Source organism: Streptomyces spectabilis, from assembly GCF_008704795.1.
GTDB classification, from domain to species: Bacteria; Actinomycetota; Actinomycetes; order Streptomycetales; family Streptomycetaceae; genus Streptomyces; species Streptomyces spectabilis.
In genome coordinates this window covers 6823604-6845291 of sequence record NZ_CP023690.1, presented here as the reverse complement: position 1 = coordinate 6845291, position 21688 = coordinate 6823604, and the positions used below count along the sequence as shown (strand labels likewise).

13 protein-coding genes and 1 pseudogene are annotated in these 21688 nt (G+C 68.6%); 6 read left to right on the top strand and 8 right to left on the bottom strand.

What is annotated here, in order from left to right; all coding sequences use genetic code 11:
• Positions 1-170 precede the first annotated feature (170 nt).
• The 3 genes from CP982_RS30180 to CP982_RS30170 form a co-directional block, all read right to left on the bottom strand.
• On the bottom strand, positions 171-1616 hold the full coding sequence (locus CP982_RS30180; RefSeq protein WP_150513354.1) for an aldehyde dehydrogenase family protein: 1446 nt from the start codon (positions 1614-1616) through the stop codon (positions 171-173).
• Positions 1617-1831: 215 nt separating this feature from the next.
• Complete coding sequence (locus tag CP982_RS30175) at positions 1832-3406, bottom strand: PucR family transcriptional regulator (protein WP_150513353.1); 1575 nt, start codon at positions 3404-3406, stop codon at positions 1832-1834.
• Positions 3407-3542: 136 nt separating this feature from the next.
• A complete protein-coding gene (locus CP982_RS30170; RefSeq protein WP_150513352.1) occupies positions 3543-5672 on the bottom strand; it encodes a type IV secretory system conjugative DNA transfer family protein in 2130 nt (709 codons plus the stop codon).
• 296 nt (positions 5673-5968) lie between these two features.
• Here CP982_RS30170 and gabT point away from each other — a divergent pair, with 296 nt between their 5' ends.
• The 4 genes and pseudogenes from gabT (at position 5969) to CP982_RS30150 (ending at position 10468) form a co-directional block, all read left to right on the top strand.
• Positions 5969-7303 carry a 4-aminobutyrate--2-oxoglutarate transaminase gene (gene gabT / locus CP982_RS30165; protein ID WP_150513351.1) on the top strand — a complete coding sequence of 445 codons (1335 nt, stop codon included), beginning with the start codon at positions 5969-5971 and terminating at the stop codon, positions 7301-7303.
• Positions 7304-7543: 240 nt separating this feature from the next.
• Positions 7544-7750: pseudogene (locus CP982_RS42695) on the top strand (phosphatase PAP2 family protein); the annotation flags it as partial.
• Positions 7751-8140: 390 nt separating this feature from the next.
• Complete coding sequence (locus CP982_RS30155; RefSeq protein ID WP_229878431.1) at positions 8141-8839, top strand: hypothetical protein; 699 nt, start codon at positions 8141-8143, stop codon at positions 8837-8839.
• A gap of 1221 nt (positions 8840-10060) precedes the next feature.
• On the top strand, positions 10061-10468 hold the full coding sequence (locus CP982_RS30150) for a hypothetical protein (protein ID WP_150513350.1): 408 nt from the start codon (positions 10061-10063) through the stop codon (positions 10466-10468).
• A 1013-nt stretch (positions 10469-11481) separates the two neighbouring features.
• Here CP982_RS30150 and CP982_RS30145 read toward each other — a convergent pair.
• Entirely contained in the window at positions 11482-12936 is a 1455-nt protein-coding gene (locus CP982_RS30145) for a M1 family metallopeptidase (protein ID WP_150513349.1), read from the bottom strand.
• A gap of 501 nt (positions 12937-13437) precedes the next feature.
• Entirely contained in the window at positions 13438-14196 is a 759-nt protein-coding gene (locus CP982_RS30140) for a hypothetical protein (RefSeq protein ID WP_150513348.1), read from the bottom strand.
• Positions 14197-14637: 441 nt separating this feature from the next.
• On the opposite strand from CP982_RS30140, the gene CP982_RS30135 reads away from it, so the two are divergent.
• Positions 14638-16419: a trypsin-like serine peptidase gene (locus tag CP982_RS30135; RefSeq protein WP_170316510.1), complete on the top strand. Its 1782-nt coding sequence runs from the start codon at positions 14638-14640 to the stop codon at positions 16417-16419.
• A 1328-nt stretch (positions 16420-17747) separates the two neighbouring features.
• Positions 17748-18347, top strand: a complete 600-nt coding sequence (locus CP982_RS30130; RefSeq protein WP_229878440.1) for a phosphatase PAP2 family protein — start codon at positions 17748-17750, stop codon at positions 18345-18347.
• On the opposite strand, the gene CP982_RS30125 is transcribed toward CP982_RS30130, so the two are convergent.
• The 3 genes from CP982_RS30125 to CP982_RS30115 form a co-directional block, all read right to left on the bottom strand.
• The gene (locus CP982_RS30125) at positions 18292-19446 is read right to left on the bottom strand and encodes a chitinase (protein WP_229878442.1); all 1155 of its coding nucleotides are present in this window, start codon (positions 19444-19446) and stop codon (positions 18292-18294) included. The genes CP982_RS30130 and CP982_RS30125 overlap by 56 nt on opposite strands.
• Positions 19447-19547: 101 nt before the next feature.
• Positions 19548-20060: a hypothetical protein gene (locus tag CP982_RS30120; RefSeq protein WP_150513344.1), complete on the bottom strand. Its 513-nt coding sequence runs from the start codon at positions 20058-20060 to the stop codon at positions 19548-19550.
• 206 nt (positions 20061-20266) lie between these two features.
• Entirely contained in the window at positions 20267-21685 is a 1419-nt protein-coding gene (locus CP982_RS30115) for an NAD(P)/FAD-dependent oxidoreductase (protein ID WP_150513343.1), read from the bottom strand.
• Between the last annotated feature and the right edge of the window lie 3 nt (positions 21686-21688).

Below are 21688 nucleotides of genomic sequence, written 5' to 3'. Positions count from 1 at the left end.
TGAATCGTCACAGAACCGGATCATGGTTACTCACCGGTGCTACTCGATCGTTGGTACCCGATTCCGCCCGTCCTCACCAGCCCTCGCGCAGCGAATGCACGGATACGGCCGGAGCCCCCGCACAGCGGGCTCCGGCCGTAGGTGTCTCCGTGTCGCCTTCCGGCGGGGCGTTACAGCGCCAGGCCGGTGAGGACCATGACGCGCTCGTACGTGTAGTCGTCCATGGCGTAGCGGACGCCCTCGCGGCCGACGCCGGACTGCTTCACGCCGCCGTACGGCATCTGGTCCGCGCGGTAGGAGGGGGCGTCGCCGATGACGACGCCGCCGACCTCCAGGGCGCGGTGGGCGCGGAAGGCGGCCTGCAGGTCGTGCGTGAACACGCCGGCCTGGAGGCCGTACTTGGAGTTGTTCACGGTGTCGAAGGCGGCCTGCTCGCCGTCCACCTTCGTGACCGTGAGCACCGGTCCGAAGACCTCCTCGCGGGCGAGGGTGACGTCGCCCGGCACGTCGGCGAGGACGGTCGGCGCGTACGTGGCGCCGTCGCGCTTGCCGCCGGTGAGCAGCGTGGCGCCCGCCCGCACGGCCTCGTCGACCCAGGACTCCACCCGCTTGGCCGCGTCCTCGCTGACCAGCGGGCCGACGTCGGTCTTCGGGTCGGACGGGTCGCCGGTCACCTGGCCCTCGACGGCCTGGACGACCTTCGCCACGAGCCGGTCGTACACCGAGGCGTCGGCGATGACCCGCTGCACGGAGATGCAGGACTGGCCGCCCTGGTAGTTGGAGAAGGTCGCGATGCGGCTCGCGGCCCAGTCCAGGTCCTGGTCGGAGGAGAAGTCGCCGAGCACGACCGCCGCGCCGTTGCCGCCGAGCTCCAGGGTGCAGTGCTTGCGCGGCACCGAGTCCATGATCTGGTAGCCGACCTTGTCGGAGCCCGTGAAGGAGATGACCGGGAGGCGCTCGTCCTGGACGAGGGCGGGCATCTTGTCGTTGGCGACCGGCAGCACCGACCACGAGCCCGCGGGCAGGTCCGTCTCGGCGAGCAGCTCACCGAGGATCAGACCGCTGAGCGGGGTCGCCGGGGCGGGCTTGAGGATGATCGGCGTACCGACGGCGATGGCCGGGGCGACCTTGTGGGCGCACAGGTTCAGCGGGAAGTTGAACGGCGCGATGCCGAGGACGACGCCCTTCGGGAAGCGGCGGGTGAGCGCCAGGCGGCCCTGGCCGCCCTGGTCGGTGTCCAGGCGCTGGGCCTCCCCGCCGTTGAAGCGGCGGGCCTCCTCGGCGGCGAAGCGGAACACCGAGATGGCGCGGCCGACCTCGCCGCGGGCCCACTTGACCGGCTTGCCGTTCTCGGCGGAGATCAGCTGCGCGATCTCCTCGGTGCGCTCCACCAGGCGCTGCGACACGTGGGCGAGGGCGGCGGCGCGGACGTGGGCCGGGGTGGCCGCGAACTCCTCGCGGACCGCGTAGGCCGCGGCGACGGCCTCCTCCACCTGGGCGTCGGTCGGGACGGCCGCCTTGCCGACGAGTCGCCCGTCCCACGGCGAGGTGACGTCGAGGGTGGTCTCACCGGTGGCCTGGCGACCGGCGACCCAGAAGGCGTGAATGGAAGTCATACGAATCCCGGCCCTTCGCGGAGGTTCGTCTACTGCGGATACGGGTCCCACCGTAGGGGTGGAGTTTGCGCCCGGGGGTTGTCCGAGTCGGCGTAGTGGCGACCGCCCGCGCACCGGAATGTCAGGGCGGCCCTCGCGGTGCGCCCCAGGCCCGCCCCTTCCCGAACAAGGGGGCTGCGCCCCCTTGGACCCCCGTCAATCGGCGCCGCGCAGGCCTAGTCCACCGGTGCCGTCGCCTTCAGGGAGAGCCAGAGCTCCATGCGGACGTCCGGGTCGTCCAGGGAGCGGCCGAGGATCTCCTCTACGCGCCGCATGCGGTAACGCAGGGTGTGCCGGTGCACCCCGAGGTCCGCCGCGGCGGCGTCCCACTGCCCGTGCCGCGACAGCCACGCCCGCAGCGAGGCGACCAGGTCGCCCCGCCCCGTCGCGTCGTGCTCGCGCAGTGCGCGGAGCAGCCCGTCCGCGAACGCCCGTACCGCGTCGTCCGCGAGCAGCGGAAGCACGGATCCCGCGGCCAGCTCCTCGTGCTCGACGAGGGCCTTGCCGCGCCGCCGCGCCACGGAGAGGGCCTGCTCGGCCTGCTTGTAGGCGGGCGCGGCCGCGACGGTCCCCGCAGGTGCGGAGAGCCCCATCAGGAGCCCGGGGCCCTCGGCCGCTTCGGGGCTCCCGGCCTCCACCCGCGCCACGTGCTCGACGGCGGCCCGCTGCGCCGCCCCGCCGTCGGCGACGAGCAGCACGAGCCGCTCGCCGTACGGCACCACGAGCAGCGCCTCGCCGAAGCGGGCGGCCGCCGACTCGACGGCGTCGACGAGCCCCGCGGACCAGGCGCCCTCCTCCCCGGCGGCCGGGGGCGCCGCGGACTCGGCCACCACGAGCCGGAAGGGCGCGTCGAGCAGCCCGCCGTACAGGTCCCCGGCCACGGCCAGCGCGTGGTCGGGCTCCCCCGCGAGCAGCATGCGCAGGACGGCGCCGCCGATGCGGGCCTCGGCGGCGTGCAGGGAACGGGAGCGCTCGGTGGTGAGGGTGAGCAGGGCGATCGCGGAGTGCACGGCGTACCGCTCGGCGGTGCCGAGGGTCGAGGCCGTGCCGACGGCGAGCGCGGCGCGCGGCCGCCGCCCGGTGCCCAGGGAGTGCAGCTCGACCCGGTCCTCGGCCCCGGCCACGACGAGGCTGGCGGGGGCGGTCCGCTCGCGCAGGCGGTCGACGTCCGGGGTGAGCCGGGCGGCGCGGCGGGCGGCCCACTCGGGCGCGGTGGCGACGACGGCACCGGAGGCGTCGTACAGCGCGGCCCAGCCGTCGACCTGTCCGGCGAGCGCGCCGAGCAGCCCTTCCGGGCCGTCTCCCAGTGCCTGCCGGGTCAGCTCGCGCTGGGCGGCGAAGCCCGCGGTGACGGCGCGGTACTGGTCGGCGGCGATGGCCGCCGACACGGCCTTGCTGATGGCGAGGAAGGGGGTGCGGCGCGGCACCTCGATGAGCGGCAGGTCCTCCTCGGTGGCCGCGGTGAGCAGGGCCTGGGGGATGTCGGGGTAGTTCACGCCGACGGCGAAGCCGAGGCCGACGACGCCGGCGCCCGCGAGCCGCTTCACGTACCGCCGCATCGTCTCGGGGTTCTCCGCGTCCAGCTGAAGCGCGGTGACGAGGAGCAGCTCGCCGCCCTCCATGTACGGAACGGGGTCGGCGAGCTCGCTGACGTGGGCCCAGCGCACGGGGGTGTCCAGGCGGTCCTCGCCCGCGCGCACGGTGAGCTTGAGCGCGGAGTGCTGGACGAGCGAGGCGAGCGTGGGGGGCATGGGACCTTCAGGTCGTACGGCGGTGATCTCTTGGCCGCCGCGTATCACGGCTACCGTCGATTCTGCCTCACCGTACGGTCGCCACGACCCGCCTTGCGGGTATATCCCCGCTCGGTTTCCGCGCCTCCCCGGGGCCTCAGCTCCGCAGATCCACGAGGAGCGGCGGCGCGTGCTCCCCCCGTACGTCCGTCAGCGAGAGGACCGCGTGCCCCGGCGGCACGGCGTGGGCCAGCTCGGAGGCGGACCAGCGCTCGCGCTCGACCTGGCGGACGGTGACCGCGCGGGCGGTGGGCGCGCGCCCCGTGATCACCCGGCGCAGCACGTGCAGGGCCTTGCCCGCGGGGGTCTCGGCGATGATCTGCCGGTCGGTGACGTCGCGCGCCTCGATCCACTCCTTGCCCCAGACCTCCGCGAAGTCCTGGCCGTCCCACGGGGTGAGCCCGGAGAGGGCCATGCGGCAGCCGACGGCGCCGAGCAGCGGTGTGCGCAGCGGCCGCGGTACGTCGTCGAGCGTCCGCAGGGTCATGACGACGCCCGCGTTGGCCGACCTGAGCCGCTGGATCCGGCGCACCGCCTCCGGGGTGACCGTGCCGGTCGCGTCGTCGAGGACGAGACAGGCGAAGAGCGAGCGGTCCTCGCGGGCGGCGGCGCTCGACGTGAACTGGGCGAGGACGAGCCGCGCGAGGATCCGCGAGGCGTCGGCGTGACCGCGCTCGGGCAGGTCGATGCGGACCCGCACCGGGTGGTCGAGGGCGCGCAGCGAGAAGGGCGTGCTCCGCCCCGACGTGTCGAAGAACGCGGCGAACGCGGGCCGGTCGAGCAGCGCGAGCCGGTCGGCGAGCGTGGCGCCGATGTCGCCCGGGTGCCCCGACTGCCGGGCGCGGGCGTCGAGCTCGCGCAGCATGACCTCGTGCCCGAGCTCCTGGAGCCCCTTGCGGAGGGCGTCGAGCGGCTCGGCGACGCCGTCGAGCAGGGCGCGCAGCCCGGGGACGGAGGGGAACCTGCCGTGGACCGTGTGGTACGGGCCGAGGAGCTGGGCGAGGACGGTCGTGGAGCGGCGGGTGTCGGCGCCCAGGTGCGGGTCGACGAGGTCGCCGACGAGCGCCTCGGCGAGCACGGCCGCGGCCTCGTCCGGGTCGGTGGCGCCGCCGTACAGGTCGAGGTCGTACACCGACTCGGGGTGGCCGATCCGGACGACCACGTCGTAGTCGTCACCGGGGCCGAGCCCGGCGCCCGCCGCCCCGACCACCACGACGGCGGCGCGCCCGGCGAGCGCCTGCAGACACAGGGCCTCGGCGATGGGCCAGACGACGCTGCCGGTCTTGCCGGAGCCCGCGGGGCCGACGGCGAGCAGCGAGGTGCCGATCAGGTTCGGGCCGACGGCGAGTCCGGCGCCCCGGTAGGCGTACGGGTTGCGCGGGTCGTCCACGGTGGTGCCGAGCCGCACCTGCGCGGTGGCGAGGTCGTGCCGCGCGGCCCGCGCGGGCAGGTCCCGGTCCCCCGAGGGGTGCGGGCAGGCGGCGGCGCCGTCGCGCACGACGGAGTCGGTGAACGCGGCAAGCGAGTTGTTCCCCGACCGCACGGAGCGCCACGCGCGGGCGATGCGGGCGGCGTCGATGTCCCGCATGAGCCCGGCACGGGCGTCGGCGGCGAGCCGGTCGGCGGCGGCCCCGGCGCCCCCGTCCCGCAGTTTCGGCCACTGGGCGGGGTCCTCCTCCGGCGCGGGCTCGGGGTCCTCCGGCGGCTTGACGCGCAGACGCGGGGCGACGAAGCGGCGCCAGATCTCGTCCCAGCGACCCACCTTGCCGACGCCGATCATGATGGCGAGCACGACGAGCAGGGTGTAGCCGTCCCAGACGAGGAGGTTGACGACCTTGCTGTCGCTCGTGCGCCAGGAGTCCGGCGTGAAGAGTTCCAGGGGAACGATCCACCAGCCGCCCAGGTACCCGTTGTTGAGCAGCGACCAGACCAGCCAGCCCACGAGGAACGCGATCGCCGCGCCCGTCAGGAGCTGGCGGGTCGGGATGACCTCCGGCTCCTGCTCCGGCCTCGTCCTGTGCCCGTACCGCCAGACGCCGGGCGCCGCCTGCGGCCGTGGCGTGCGCAGCCACGCCAGGAACTCCTCGCCCTGTGTCTGCGGCGGCGCACCCGGCGCCTGTGCCGGCCGGGGCGGCACGGCGTCGGCCGCGCCGCCGCGCGGCGGCGCGGGCCGCGGCACCGGAGTGGCGTGCGTCCCGCGAGCGTCGTACGTGCCGTCGGAAGTCATGGCCCTTGCCCCCTGACCTGCCCTGTCCTGACCCTGCTGTGCTGGTTCGCGGCTCAATCTAGTGCCCGCGCGGCACCGTTGGGCCGCGCGCACGCCGATCACGCCAGGGGCCGGCGCCGCGGCGCCCTCGCCGTGGCTATGTCCACCACGGACAACCGCCACGCCGAACATCTCCCCCATGGAGCATGCCCGCCGCCACCGCCCGCCCCTAACCTGCGGAGAAAGACCGAGAAAGCGTCCGGAAAGCCGCTGTGCCCCGAGGACGTCCGCACGCCCCACCACCCCCAGGAGCTCTCATGACCGCCATCCCCCAGGAGCGCCGCGTCGTCACCGCCATCCCCGGGCCGAAGTCCCAGGAGCTGCAGGCCCGCCGCACGGCCGTGGTCGCCGGTGGCGTGGGCTCGGTGCTGCCCGTGTTCACGGCCCGCGCGGGCGGCGGCATCATCGAGGACGTCGACGGCAACCGCCTGATCGACTTCGGCTCCGGCATCGCGGTGACCAGCGTCGGCGCCTCCGCCGAAGCCGTCGTGCGCCGGGCGAGCGCCCAGCTCCAGGACTTCACCCACACCTGCTTCATGGTCACGCCGTACGAGGGCTACGTGGCCGTCGCCGAGGCGCTCGCCGAGCTCACGCCGGGTGACCACGCGAAGAAGTCGGCCCTGTTCAACTCCGGCGCCGAGGCCGTCGAGAACGCCGTCAAGATCGCCCGTGCGCACACCAAGCGCCAGGCCGTCGTCGTCTTCGACCACGGCTACCACGGCCGCACGAACCTCACGATGGCCCTGACGGCGAAGAACATGCCGTACAAGCACGGCTTCGGCCCGTTCGCGCCCGAGGTCTACCGCGTGCCGGTGGCGTACGGCTACCGCTGGCCGACCGGTGCCGAGAACGCCGGGCCCGAGGCCGCCAAGCAGGCCATCGACATGATCAACAAGCAGGTCGGCGCCGACAACGTCGCCGCGATCATCATCGAGCCGGTGCTCGGCGAGGGCGGCTTCATCGAGCCGGCCAAGGGCTTCCTGCCGGAGATCGTGAAGTTCGCGAACGACAACGGCATCGTCTTCGTCGCGGACGAGATCCAGTCCGGCTTCTGCCGCACGGGTCAGTGGTTCGCGTGTGAGGACGAGGGCATCGTGCCCGACCTGATCACGACCGCCAAGGGCATCGCGGGCGGCCTGCCGCTCGCCGCCGTGACGGGCCGCGCCGAGATCATGGACGCCGCGCACGCGGGCGGCCTCGGCGGCACCTACGGCGGCAACCCGGTGGCCTGCGCCGGTGCGCTCGGCGCCATCGAGACGATGAAGGAGCTCGACCTCAACGCCAAGGCGAAGGAGATCGAGTCCGTGATGAAGGCCCGGCTCTCCGCCATGGCCGAGAAGTTCGACATCATCGGCGACATCCGCGGCCGCGGCGCGATGATCGCGATCGAGCTGGTCAAGGACCGCGCGACGAAGGAGCCCAACCCCGAGGCGACCGGCGCCCTCGCCAAGGCCTGCCACGCCGAGGGCCTCCTCGTCCTGACCTGCGGCACGTACGGCAACGTGCTGCGCTTCCTGCCGCCGCTGGTGATCGGCGAGGACCTTCTGAACGAGGGCCTGGACATCATCGAGGCCGCGCTCGCCACGGTCTGACGCACGCCGGGCGCGGCCGTGCGCGCCGCACCTGTCTGGACCTCTGGAACCGGGGCCGTCCCACCGCGGGGCGGCCCCGGCGTCGTGCCGGGCGCGCCTCCTGACATGTGCGGATACCTCCTGGTACAACGCCCGTGACCTGGGGTGACGGTCAGGGCCTGTGAAGAAGGTGTGGGAGCCCCATGGCGGGACGCGCTTCCGGCTGTCGGCCCACAACCTACTGACGTACGGTTTCTGCAGATGAGAGAAACACCCCGCGCACGGGAGACCGTGGGCGAGACCGGGTCGGAGCCTCCCCAGCCCCGCCCTGGGCGTGCCTTCGCGCACACACCTGGAGCCACGCGCTCCGGAACTCCTCACCGATCGGATGGCCGCCCGTCCCAAACCCCCCGGGACGCGCGGCAGCCCGGTCAGGACGGCCGCCTCGGAACTACCCCCGTGGTTCCTTCGCAAGTAGGTCACGGCGGATAGCCGAGACGGCTAGGTCCTACTGAAGGGCCAGCGCATACCCCCCCTTGCGCTGGCCCTTCAGTGTTGTGCGCGAAGCCCCGTGCCTCACGCAGCCCCCAACGACCTTCACCGGCCAGTCGGGGCGGTGAAGGCCGCCGAGGATGACGCTGCTGACGCATGCTCAACCTCACCTGCCGGACGGCAAGGGTTCGGGCACGGAGGCCTTGCCGCCGGGCCGCTGCGCTTTCTCGGCGAGTTCAGCCGGGGGCAGCCCTTTGGGCGAACTCGTCGTCGAGCGGGCCCCTACCGAGCACCGTGAGGCGCGTGCCCTGGCGAACTCCGCCGCTCTACACACTCCCGACGAATCAGCCCTGCCAGGCTGCGGCCATGACCGCCTCATCAGTGTTGTCTCGGGCAAGGCCGCTCCGCCGGGAACGGGTACTCTCCCCACCGCGCGCGGCCCCCCTCACCGGAGCCCTCCACCCGCAGGCCTCCCTGCGCGCCTACCCGTGCGGCCTGTTCTGGCACTTCGGCCACAACTCGGCGCGGTTGAAGCACTACGCCGACTCCAGGCTGCGGGTCATCGGCCTCGAATTGTCGATCACCGAGACCGGCGTCGCGCTGCCGGATGGCGACACGTACCCACTGGCCCCTGACCAGCAGGACGGCGACGGGCGCCTGGTCGGCATCGCGCAGTCCTTCGACGACCTCCTGGCCTCGCCGATTCACCTGGCCGTCATCGAGGACCTGCCGAAACACGCCCACGCTGCGGGGATCACGGGCATGGTCCACACACGGCTCGCCCTGCTCGAAGCCGGAGTTCCGTACGCAGTCGTCGCGCCCGCCACCCTGAAGGCGTTCGCCACGGGCAAAGGGACCGCGGACAAGACCGCGATGGCCCTGGCCGCCTGCAAGCGGGCTGGCGCCGAGTTCGCCGACGACAACTGCTGCGATGCCTGGTGGCTGCGCGCGGCGGGACTCGACTGGCACGGCCAGCCGGTCTGCAGACTCCCCGTCGAGCAGCGAGCCCGACTCGCCAAAGTCGCCTGGCCTGCCCTTTCGGTCGGCAGGGAAGTCGCCTCATGACCAGCTTGAAGGTCGATGGTAAACCTGGCGCCGCCGCTGCCGCCGCTCTGGAACCACATGTCGGCAAGCTGTTCGCCCGGCCCGGGATGCGGCTCGTCGGCATCATCGAACCGGCGCACGTGGAGCGCACACACCCCGCCCCGGACTCCGATAAGACAGCCTCCGTGAAGGTCAAGATCACCCAACTGGAGATCCCGAGCGAGGAGCAAGAGGGCGCAGTCCGAGGAGGACGGGCAGATCGAGCTGTCCGAGGAGACACTGCGACGGACCAGCGGCCTGCTGCACGCCATCGAATCGGCTCGGTTGAAGGCCGCCCTCCAGCACTGGGTCGCCTACGCCCGTCGCGTCGTCCGGAGTCCGGACCTGCCTTCCACACGGGCGCGGCCTGGACGGGCTGGCACACCAGCTCCGTCGAGTGGACACCGGGCAAGGTCCGCTACTACCTCGACGGCCTGCTCATCGGCGCCAGCGCCACCGGCATCCCCGCTCCACCCCTGCCCTGGGTCCTGCAGAACGAAAGCGCCCTGCACGGCCCGTACGCGGCACCCGGCTCCTCCGCCCAGCTCGACATCACCTGGATGATCCGCAGTACAGGGGGCGTCGCCGTAGCGACGTTGGATGAGCTCGTCCGTGGCCTCCTCGACCGGTACGGCGACAACGCTCGACCGGGCCCCGGCCTCCTTGCCCGCCTGGACGGCATCGGGCCCTCCCAATGCAGAGGCAGGCAACCGCGTCGTGGAGGCCGTCCGCCTCGTCGGCATGTGGCACTCCACGGCCCAGACAGTGCTGGGGCTACGTAGCCCGTCCGTGTACATCGCGCACGTGCGCTGCCTCGTGTGTGGCGAGCGCACCATCTACTGCAGGGCTGACGTCGACCGGCCGCGCGCCTGGTGCGTGAACGATGCGTGCGTGGATGAGAACACCAATCGCCCCCGCCCAGTACGAGGGCAACCGGTTGTGTCTCCTCACGATGCGCTGAGCACCGAATCGCACAGCAGCGGCGCCACCTGGAAGGGCAGTTGGCGCGATCTCACCCCGTGCCCCTCCGCTAGCCGCAGCACCAAGGAATCAGAAAATTCGTGAGGCCCAAGTCTCGGCGACATTTTCCCGGAAAGTACTTGCGTAGCACACCAATGGTGATGTCTCCTATACAGGTCGTGATCAACAGCGCACTGCAGGGCGCGTCTTTATCACGCCAGTAGACCTAAGGGGAGAGGTTTGATGAAGCAGAAACTCGCAGCCATGATGATAACCGGAGTCTCAGCATCCGGGCTCTTGATTGGCTTTGCCGGCACCGTGCATGCCGACGAGACACCTGACCCCGTCGCCACATGGATTGATGGCGGAATGCTCGAAGACGGTGCACCCATCGCGGAATCTGAACGGGCTCGCATAACCTGCGACCAATGGGTCTCCGGCTACACCGGGAAGAGTAAGTGTTCAGGCGGAGCCGGCACCGGCGCCCGGCAACAGCGAGCCAAGGTTACCTGCATAAAGCCCAGCGGAGGAAAGTTCGTCATCTATGGCAACTGGGTTGGCTACGGCGGAAATGTCTCCAGTGCCACCTGTTCTCCCCATGGAGAAGCCGGTGTCTACAAGGTTGAGACTGACTCAAGGACGCACGGATAACTCTTAGTCGCTTCGACACAAAGACCGGCAAGAACTCGTAGCAGGATCCTGGTCGTCGGGTCTGGTCAGGTGCGCCTGGCGTGATGGTCCGGCCGGTCACGGTGCATGAGTGCCCGACATGAGCCATGGACGATGACTTGCAGACACTCGTGAAGCCGCTGATACCGCCCTGGCCCGAACGGTCGCCAGGGCCACGGCCAGCGTGTGGCCGGCCATGCCCGCCGGGCATCCACGACGCCCCACGGCAACTCCCGCCGCTAGAGCTGAGGTCCGATCCCGGCTAGACCTGGCTAGACCTGGTGACGACGTCCGGGCCGCCAACGGCAAGCTGGTTCCTTCGACCAGCTGCACCGCATCCTGCTCGAAAACCTCAACGCGGCGCCAGTCGAAGTCAGCCGCTGCACCGGGACAGCCCTCACACCCTAAGCACCGTCCCAAAGAAGGGGGATACGGCATGCGAAATAAGCTCACCACCCTAGCAATTGCTAGTACTTCACTAACTGGCCTCCTCTTCGGCCTTACTGGCACTGCGCAAGCTGGCGAGACAGCAAATACAACGTCCGGGATTGACAGAATAACCACCCAGAGCGATGGTCCGACCCAGGATTACATCGCAGCTGGACTGGACTGCAAAACCTGGGTGTCAGGGTTTACAGGTAACAGTAAATGCCCTGTGACCAGTTCAGCTACGCTACGGCACCGCGCCAAGGTTACATGCGTTAAGAGCAGTGGCGCGAAGTTCGTAGTGTACGGCAAATGGTATCGGGTAACCAGGGGAAAGACTTCCAGCGGAACATGCTCCGCCACTGGAGCAGCTGGCGTATATAAAGTGGAGACGGATTTCAGCCAGAGAGGTTAACACCTAGGCGCATTGGGAGCGCTAGTCGAGGCCCACGCGAGAAGCAGAGGCTAGTCGCACACAATCCCCGAGATGGCAATAACTTCTAAAGGTACAGGTTCTGGCTCCAGACTGGAGCCAGAGCCGTTTCCGTCATGAGTCATTCCTGCGAGTGTCAGATACTCGCAGGCTTTTTCCCATTGAAGAGCCACGTTTCGAACACCCCGGAAAGATCCTTTCCCGACTTCTCCTCGCACAGGGCGATGAACATCTGGGTGTCGGCGTTCCGGTGCCGGTACCGATCCGTCCAGGTTTGGAGGATGTCGTAGAAGGTGTCGTCGCCGACAGCCTCACGTACCTTGTGTACCACCATGGCGCCCCGTCCATAGACGGGAGCGTCGGATACACGGGCCCCGCTGGGCGGATCAGCCGGAGGAAAGCCCCATATGCCATCGCTGTCAGGGTGCGTGCCTTCGTAGAACTCCTCGAAGGTTTTCTGGGCCGGTTTGCCGTCCTGATCCTCCTGCCAGAGCCACTCAGCGTACGTGGCGAGGCCCTCGTTGAGCCACATGTCCTTCCACGCGCGCGGGGTAACGGAATTCCCGAACCACTGGTGCGCCAGTTCGTGCACCAGCAGTGTCTCCTCGGGCGCCTCCTCGAAGTACGGCTTGGTCTGGGTCTCCAGGGCGTAGTCGAGTCCAGGCAAGTGGTCGACGATGGCACCCACGGAGGAGAAGGGGTACGGCCCGAAGTTCTCGCTAGCCCAGTCGATGACCTCGGGCACCAAATCCTTGACGTCTTCGGCATCTTCGGCCTCGTCCGGATCAATGGCGACATAGACGGGCAGGTCGTCGGAGGTCCAGCCCTTGTGGATCTCGAAGTAGCCGACGGAGACGTTGGCGAGATAGCTCGCCATGGGCTCCTCGGCGCGCCAATGCCGGGTGACGCGGTCGCCCTTGTCCTCCTCCTTGATCAGCTCCCCGTTGCTCACCACGTCGTACGGGTCTCCGTCTTCGTCCTTGGGCACGGTGACCGTGATGTCGTACGTCGCCTTGTCCGAGGGGTGGTTGTTGCTCGGGAACCACGTCATGGAACCGGATGGCTGGCCCAGGGCGGTCGAGCCATCGTCCGTCTCGATCCAGCCCTCCAGCCCTCCGTCGGCACCCTTCATCATTCTCGCGGCACCGTCGTAAGTGACGGTGGTCTTGAAGGTGTGCCCATCCCCGACCGCCTTCGCGGGCGTGACGATCAGTTCGTTGTCCTTACGACTGAATCGAGCCTTCCTGCCGTCCACCGTGGCCGCGCGCACCGTCAGCCCGGCGAGGTCCAGGTTGAAGCTGCTCAGGCCCTGGGTCGCGCGCGCGGTGATGGTCGCGGTGCCTTTGAGGTGGTTAGTCTCGGGAACGTAGTCGAGAGCCAGGGCGTAATGGGAGACGTCATAGCCGCCATTGCCCAGCGTAGGGAACAGAGGGTCTCCCCTCCCGGCCGCCCCTGGCTTCGCCACGACTTCCGATGCGTCCGCAGTATGCGACCTGGAAGCGGTGCACGCTGTGCTCGTGGTCACGAGAAGCACCGCGGCCAGAGCCCACTGTGCTAGTCGGGGAAAGATGAGTGCCTCCCATTTGGCCATCTAGTTGCAGTGCGTCAGTTGTGCGCTTCGAAGACGGCACGACTCGTGACTCCAGCCCCGTCGCCGCCCTTCCACCGGCCTCCAGAGGGGGCGTGCCCCCTCGGCCTGGCGAAGAGATTCGTAGCCGGTGAACGTGGCAACGGCGTAGTCGGCACTGGTGAGCTCGACTGTGAAGAGGCGGTTGGCTTGCCGGTCCAGCACCGTCTCGCTCTGAGCGGGCGCCGTCACACGGTTCACTCTGATCCGGGCCCCTGGCTTCGTATCGGCACGAGCCGCAGCCAGAAGCATGGCGAGCGTGGCCGCCTCACACTGAATCCCGTTGCCTCCCCCTGAGCTCATGCGGGGTGCCCCATCAACCGCGTTGCACGAAGAGATAGAGCTTGCAGTCCCTCGCCAGGTTGACCTGCCGAGGGTCAAGGAATCTTTACACCCGGCTACGTCGACAGAGGGCACACCTTGATGCATGATCTTGAACTCGCGGTAGTCGGAAAACGCATCCGGTCATGATGCAGGTGTCAGCTCCTTCTCAGCCTGACTACCCTGGTCTTCACTGGTGACCGTCACGTTGCTGACGCCCTTCTCTTTCTCCCACCACGCGGCGAACGCCTCACTGATGGACTCCAGGCAGTTCTGAGTCTGCGGGGCCTTGTACGTCAGGTAATTCGTCGAGACTGTTGCGGCACCTGAGCCCTTCACGCCGTAGCCGAGGGTGAGCGCTGTGATGTGGGGGGCGAGTCGCCTTCCATCAGAGGTGTTCTGGGTGACCCATGAGCGGAACTCCGTAAGGAGGTTCTCCGGTTTGTCCCCGGCGTAGAGCGCAGTCTCCTTCACGGTCTTGCCCCCTTGACTCAGGAATTGGGCGCTGCTAGCTGCTGGGTCCTTGTCCCACCATGCTGTGAACGCCTCTGCCAAAGGCCCGACTTGGCTCTCAGCCCTACCCCAGGGCCCGTAGTTGGTGAGGACTTTGGCTACACCTGAACGCCCGTCGGAGTAATCGAGGCTGACGGACAGCGCGTGCTCTGCTAGTTCGTCGTCCTTGCTTGACTTGTTCGTCTTCAGCCACGAGCGGAATCCCCGTAGCAGGTTTGGGTTGTCCTTGGATGGCGCATCAGCCCTGCCTGCAGGTGGAGTTGACGAGGAGGAGGGTGACGATGAGTTCTCCTCGTCCGACGTTGCGCACGCTGTCGCAAGGAGCAGCACTGCCACCGAGAGCAGCCCACTCCGGACCCCACGCCGGGCAAACCGCTTGGCCTTGTCCACTGCTACTCCATTCAACTAGCGGACCACCATGTCCACTTAGGGCCCGATGGCTTGAAAGTGCCTTAAGGGGCGCGTCGTTAGGTGTAGAGGTAATGTACCTTCTTGTTTGATCTAGGCCAAGCAGGTCTCGGGCTGCCCGAGGCTAGTTTTGTGGGGGGAACAACCTTGAGAATAAGACGCAGCCTGCCCGCGATAGTCGCCGCAGCGGCGATGCTAACGGCCACCGGGCCGGCATGGGCCACCGAGAGCCCCACACCCACTACCTCTGCTGCCTCCACCGGAGGACCGCTAGACGGCCTTGCAGAACCAGACGTATCGGAATCACCGACTCCACCGCAGGAATCCGTCACGCCCGAGGCGCCGACCACGCCGCCCCCGGACACTCCGACCCTGTCTCCGGCGCCGCAGAATGGCGACCAGGACGCAGAACTGGCCGCCGAGATGGAGAAGTTCTGGACCCCGGAGCGTATGGCCGAGGCCAAGCCGGTGGAAGAACAGCAAGCTCGTGACGCTCTAGCCCAGAAGGAGCTGGACCAGGAAGCCCATCAGTCCGAGCCGAAGCGTGAACGAATGCTGCGGTCGCCCTCACACACCTTCAAGGGCATCAAGGAGGTCGGCACCTTCTACTGGGCGAGGAAGGCAGGCAACGACTTCCCTGACCGGTACGACTACCGGTTCTGCGGCGGCACCGTCGTTCCCTCTCCGGGCAAGAATCTGGTCGTGTCTGCGGCGCACTGCTTCGACAGCAGCGACCAGAACGAGAACATGATCTTCGTGCCGAAGCACAGCTCGACGGATCCGAAGCCCTACGGCATGTTCCCCATTAAGAAGGGGTCCATCGTCAAGGATCCCGGCTACACCGGATCCAAGAAGAGCGAGGAGAACTTCACGGGCGTCGATGTCGCGTTCCTCGCCACCCAGCCACGCAGTGACGGCAAGAAGCTCGAAGACGTGGTCGGATCCATCCCTATGGGCTTCAGCACCGGCTTCAAGCACACCATGCACGTCATCGGGTACCCGTACTTGTACGGGAATGGCAATTACAAGCCGAAGCAGGACCCGCTCAGCTGCACCACGCCGATGAAGAAGTTCACCACTGCCAACGCCCGTGACAGCAAAGGACGGCTCTGGCGCGGCGGCACCTTCTCCGAGGTCCACTGTGACGGCTATGTGGGCGGTACCTCTGGCGGACCCTTCATCATCGCGGGCAGTGAGTCGCCCAAGGTCATCGGCGTCACCGGCGGCTGGATGACCGGCGGCCACAGTGCCAACACCTCTTACTCGTCCTACTTCGACAACGACGTTAAGCGCATCTACGAGGCCGCCAAGGCGGGCGAGCAGCCGGTTGGGGTCAAGCTGCCGCCCCTGACTGACTCAGTGCTCCCTGCGGCGGGTACCTGGAAGCATGCCAAGTCCATCGCCAATGGCTACTTCGCTCTGGGAAGCCCTGTCCCCGAAGACCGCATGGACATGTTCGTCAAGTGGTCCGACGGCGAACTGACCATCTACCGCGGTGCGGGCGGGAACAAGAACTACTTCGACAAGGAGTTCAAGGTCAAAGGCGCCAACGCTCTGTGGCGCGACCACGCCGAGCAGATCGTGGCTGGCGACTTCACTGGCGACAACGGCTCGGACCTCATCGTGCGCTGGTCGGATGGTGAAGTAACGCTGTACCCGTCGGTGGACGAGAATGGGTTCCACGGCGAGTATCAACTGGCGGCGCCCAACGGCACGTGGAAGCACGCCGTGGTGATGGCGGCCGGCCGCTTCGGCGGTAACAAGTGGCAGGACGACCTCGTCGTACGCTGGTCCGACGGCGAAGTAACCCTTTATCAGAACACTGGCAACGACAAGAAGCTCGGTAGCGAGATCAAGGTCGTCTCTCCCGGTACGTCGGAAGCTGGTACCTGGAAGCACTCCGCGCAGATCACTGCCGGAGACTACGCTGGTGATGATACTTGGGATCTCGTAGTGCGGTGGTCTGATGGTGAATTGACGCACTATCAGGACTTCACCGGTACTGGTTCCTCCTGGGGCGAGCACCAGTGGAAGGCCCCCAACAGCCTGTGGAAGCACGCCCTTGTGGTAAGCGGCGGCGACTTCACCGACAACCCTTGGTCCGATGACACCATCGTGCGGTGGTCGGACGGCGAACTCACGCTCTACGCCAACGGCAACGCATCGGGCATCGGCACAGAGCATCAGCTCGTAGTGCCAGCGTGATCGCGCGGCGTGGCCTGCCTCCCGAGTCGGCTCGCTCACTGGGTCTCTACCCGAGAGTTCTGTAAGTCTCCATTGGCGATGGGCCATCTCCGCAGAATGAGATAGGTATCAGTTCGCATGAAAGTGAGGAAGTATGCGTTCTCTTCGAATGGCCTCCGTGGCCGCTGTCACCGGAATGGCGTTGCTGTCAGGGGTGTTCATGGCAAGCCCGGCCGAGGCAATGAGGGTTCCAAAATGCAAGATATGGAAGTCTAACGGCAGCCACAAGGCGAATGCGAAGTGCGGTTACGCCAGTCTTCCGAGATTTCACAAGTACCGAGTAGTTGCTGCGTGCCCTGGCAAGGGCACAATCTACGGCCGGTGGGTGACTCCGATCCCCAAGAACAAGTACGGTGCTACGTCCAGCGCTAAATGCTCTGGAACGGTACGGGGCCTCGAACGCGAGTTCGCCCGGGCCTAGCTGCCGACCAGCAGGGCCTCTTGACCTGTCGCAGGGCAGGGGCCCTGCCAGATACTGAGAAACTTGCACAGAAGTAACTGGTGTGAGGCTCCCGGCATGCTCCGTTTGTTGGGAGCCTCGACTAGGCCGGGTCTTCGGAAGCACGTGCTCAGCCGCTGCTGCCCTCCCACTTGAGTGATCGCCCCTGGGGCGGGAGAGGGGATGGGTCCCGGAGTCGGCAAGATCGGCACCGGGAGCGCCTGGGTGATCCGTCCTGCTCGCTGACAGGTTTGATCGATGGGGGTCACGGCAGTCGCCGATGGAACACTCCCGGGATGGCTCCTTCTCCCTGGTGGAACGATTGGCCGAAGTTCGCACCGGCTGGCTGGCTTTCTGCGCGACCCTCTACACCATTTTCCGCACGTGGCGTACTCGCCGTCATCGACTGGCGGTGGGACCAGACCCGGAGAGGGTGCAGGACCAGCTCATCGTCAGCCGCCGACTCTTCCACTACATCAGAGCAGAGGGCCGTCGTTCGGACTGGTTCCTGGATGAGGACCGTAGGGAGACCGCGCAGTTACTCCGGGATCTCACTGCGCGGTGCAAGGACGAGCTCCTGAAGAGATCGCCTGCTCGGACCTTCAGGGCGAGCACCTGCGAGCGGTCCCGCTTCACCGTGACCCGGCGCGGTACGACGTTGTCGAAGTGCTGCTCAGGAATGGAGCGGTCCCCCGCCACGGACACCCTCGGATACTCGCGGCCGATCTTTCCTGACAGGCTGTGGCCCATGGCCGCCTCCTCGGACCCGCACCACCAGTGTGCGCCTACCTCACAAGGTAATAGGCCCCCTGTTCCGGGGCGGCCGACCGTCCACCTCGTTCTCCTCGCGGTGGGCACGCTGCTCTTCGCCCTTCTCACCTGGCAGATCGCCGCCGACGGCCCCGTGCGCCGGCTCGACGAACGCCTCGGCCGTGCCCTCTCCGGCGCGCTGCTGCCCCGCCCCCTCGCCGAGTTCTTCGCCGACCTGGGCAACATGACGGTCGCGCTTCCGGTGCTCGCCGCCGCCCTCGCGTACACGGCGTGGCGCGGCCGCCGTGCGGGCACGCACCGCTGGTGGCTCCCGCCGCTGCTCGCGGCGCTCGCCATGGCCGCCGTGCCCGCTCTGGTCGTACCTCTGAAGGCGGCCGTCGACCGCGGCGCCCCGCCGGGCATGGACGGCACCGGCTACTACCCCTCCGGCCACACGGCCACCGCCACCGTCGCCTACGGCGCCGCCACGCTCCTGCTCCTCCCCTGCCTGCGCGCCCCGCGCGCCCTGACCGCCGTCTGCGTCCTGGTGAACCTCGCCGTGGGACTCGGCCTGGTCGTCAGCGGCTACCACTGGCCCGCGGACGTCGTGGCGAGCTGGCTGCTGTGCGGGGGGCTGCTGTGGGTCATGTCGCTCGGCCGAAGTACGCGTCGAAGTTCTTCGAGAACTCCCGGTTGTTGAAGCGGTCCCAGTTGATGGACCAGGTCATCAGGCCGCGGAGGGCGGGCCACTTGCCGTGGGGCTTGTAGGAGCCGCAGTTGGTGTTCTTGGTGAGGCAGTCGAGGGCCTTGTTGACCTCGGCGGGCGGGACGTGGCCGTTGCCCGCGTGCGGGGACGCGGGCATGCCGATGGCGATCTTCTCCGGGGGCAGGGGCGGGAAGACGTTGGCCGCGTTGCCCTTGACCGGGAAGCCGGTCAGGAGCATGTCGGTCATGGCGATGTGGAAGTCGGCGCCGCCCATCTGGTGGTACTGGTTGTCGAGGCCCATGACCGGCCCCGAGTTGTAGTCCTGGACGTGCAGCAGGGTCAGGTCGTCGCGCAGGGCGTGGATGACCGGCAGATAGGCGCCCGCGCGCGGGTCGCCGCCCCACTGGCCGGGGCCGTAGTGCTGGTAGCCGAGCTGCACGAAGAAGGTCTCGGGCGCCATGGTGAGCGTGAAGCCGGAGCCGTACTTGGCCTTGAGGGTCTTCACGGCGGAGATCAGGTTGACGATCACCGGACTCTTGGGGTTCTTGAAGTCGGTGTCGCCCGCGCCGAGGGAGAGGGAGTGGCCCTCGAAGTCGATGTCCAGGCCGTCGAGTCCGTACTCGTCGATGATCGCCGACACGGAGGAGACGAAGGTGTCACGGGCCTGGGTGGTGGTGAGCTGTACCTGGCCGTTCTGGCCGCCGATGGAGATCAGGACCTTCTTGCCCTGGGCCTGTTTGGCCTTGACCGCGGCCTTGAACTCGTCCTTCGTCTCGACGTTCGGGCACTCGCTCCTGGGGCAGAGGCCGAAGCGGATGTCGCCGGAGGTCGCCGAGGTCGGCTCGCCGAAGGCCAGGTCGATGATGTCCCAGCTGGCCGGCGTTTCGGCGAGGCGCGTGTAGCCGGAGCCGTTGGCGAAGCTGGTGTGGAGGTAGCCGACGAGGGCGTGCGCGGGCAGAGCGCTGCTCTCCGCTGCCGCCTGCGGACTCTGGACCGCGAGCAGTCCGGCGACCGCGAGCACGAGCGCCCCGAAGGGGCGCGGGGAACTGCGCGACCAGCCACGACGAACCCGCGGGCGAGAAACGAGTGCCACAACTGCCTCCATAAGTGGGGGTGTTGGAGAGCAGGACATACTCAAGCTGGTCCAGACCAATACCCTTGTCAAGTCCCCGTCACCAAGAACGAGGCGAAGGGTCACTCGGGGCGCGGCTCACCCGGGTCGCGAGGGGCGGCGCCCCAGGCATCCCGTTCGGCTCGCACGTCCCGGGCGAGCTGCGCCGCCGCCTCGTGCATCGCGAGCTCCAGGAGCGCCGGATCGACCAGGGTGCCCGAGCCGTCCGGCGGGATCAGCCAGCGCACCGCGCCCGTGGAGCGACCGGGGAAGGGCACCACGATCCAGGTGCCGCGGCCCGCTCCGCGCACTCCCGTGCCCACCCAGCGGGACACGGTCCCCGGGGGCACGAAGAACCCCATCCGCGCGTCGCCGAAGTCGGCGAGCACCGGACCGGGGCGGTCGACCACCCGCGTCAGCACGTCGAGGGTGGGACGGCCGAGCTCGCCCGGCAGGATCAGCACGTCCCAGAGCCGGCCCGCCGGGAGCAGCGCGACCCCGAGGGGGTTGCGTTCCCACTCCCAGCGGCAGGCGTCCGGATCCGGCGCCACCGACACCAGCCACTCCATCGCCGATTTCGCCCCTGAACCGTTCATGAGTCCACCTCTCTGTCTTCGTGTGCAGTACGGATGCCTGACACGAGGGAGAGGACTTCGGGGCCCGGGCATTACGCGGATTCGGCTACTGGCTGGTAGTGAAGCGTGTCACAGAGTGGTGAGGGCGTACGCCGGTGGACAACGGCGGACGGATGTCCACCCGCGCGCCGCCCGGACGGGTGGCGCGCGGGCAGCCGCTCAGGGGGTCAGCTGTCGAAGCCGAGCCCCACCTTGTCCATCGCCCTGAGCCAGACGTTCCGCTTGCCCGCGTTGGCGTCCGCGCGGGCAAGGGCCCACTTGGTCAGGGTCACCCCCGTCCAGGCGAAGGGCTCGGGCGGGAACGGCAGCGGCTTGGAGCGGACCATCTCCAGGGCCGTCCGCTCGGTGCGCTCGCCCGCGAGGAGGTCCAGCATCACGTCGGCGCCGAAGCGCGTGGCACCGACGCCGAGGCCGGTGTACCCGGCGGCGTACGCGACCCGGCCCCCGTGCGCCGTGCCGAAGAACGCCGAGAAGCGCGAGCACGTGTCGATCGCGCCGCCCCACGCGTGCGTGAACCGCACGCCCTCCAGCTGCGGGAAGCAGGTGAAGAAGTGCCCGGCGAGCTTCGCGTACGTCTCGGGGCGGTGGTCGTACTCGGCGCGCACCTTGCCGCCGTACGGGTAGATCGCGTCGTACCCGCCCCACAGGACGCGGTTGTCGGCGGAGAGCCGGAAGTAGTGGAACTGGTTGGCCGCGTCGCCGAGGCCCTGGCGGTTCTTCCAGCCGATGGCGGCCATCTGGTCCGGCGTGAGCGGCTCGGTCATGAGCGCGTAGTCGTACACCGGGACCGTGTACGCGCGCACCCGCTTGACCAGGGACGGGAAGACGTTCGTGCCGAGCGCGACATGGCGGGCGAAGACCCTGCCGTACGGGGTGCGGATCGCCATTCCGGCGCCGGCGGGGGCGAGCTGGAGCGCGGGCGTGTGCTCGTAGACGCGCACGCCGAGCTCGCGGCAGGCGCGCTTGAGGCCCCAGGCGAGCTTCGCCGGGTGCAGCATGGCGACGCCGTCGCGGTCCCAGAAGCCGCCGAGGAAGGTCGGCGAGTCGACCTGCTCGCGCAGCTCGTCCGCGTCCAGCATCTCGGCGGATCCGGTCAGGCCCCGGGCAGCCATCTCCTCGTACATCTCGTGGAGTTCGGCGAGCTGGTGCGGCTGCGTCGCGACGTCGATCTCGCCGGTGCGCTCGAAGTCGCAGTCGATGGCGTAGCGCTTGACGGCCGCCTCGATCTCGTCGAGGTTGCGGGCGCCGAGCTCCTCGATCCTGGCGATCTCGTCCGGCCAGCGGGCCAGGCCGTTGGGCACGCCGTGGGTGAGGGACGCGGCGCAGAAGCCGCCGTTGCGCCCCGAGGCGGCCCAGCCGATCTCGCGGCCCTCGACGAGGACGACGTCGCGGCCGGGGTCGCGCTCCTTGGCGATCAGGGCGGTCCACAGACCGCTGTAGCCGCCGCCGACGACGAGCAGGTCGGCGCGCTCGTCACCGACGAGCGCGGGTTCGGGGTCGGGTTTGTTCGGGTCGTCCAGCCAGTACGGGACCGGCTTGGCCGCGGCGAGGGACTTGGTCCAACGGTTCATGGCAGCAGGGGCCATGAT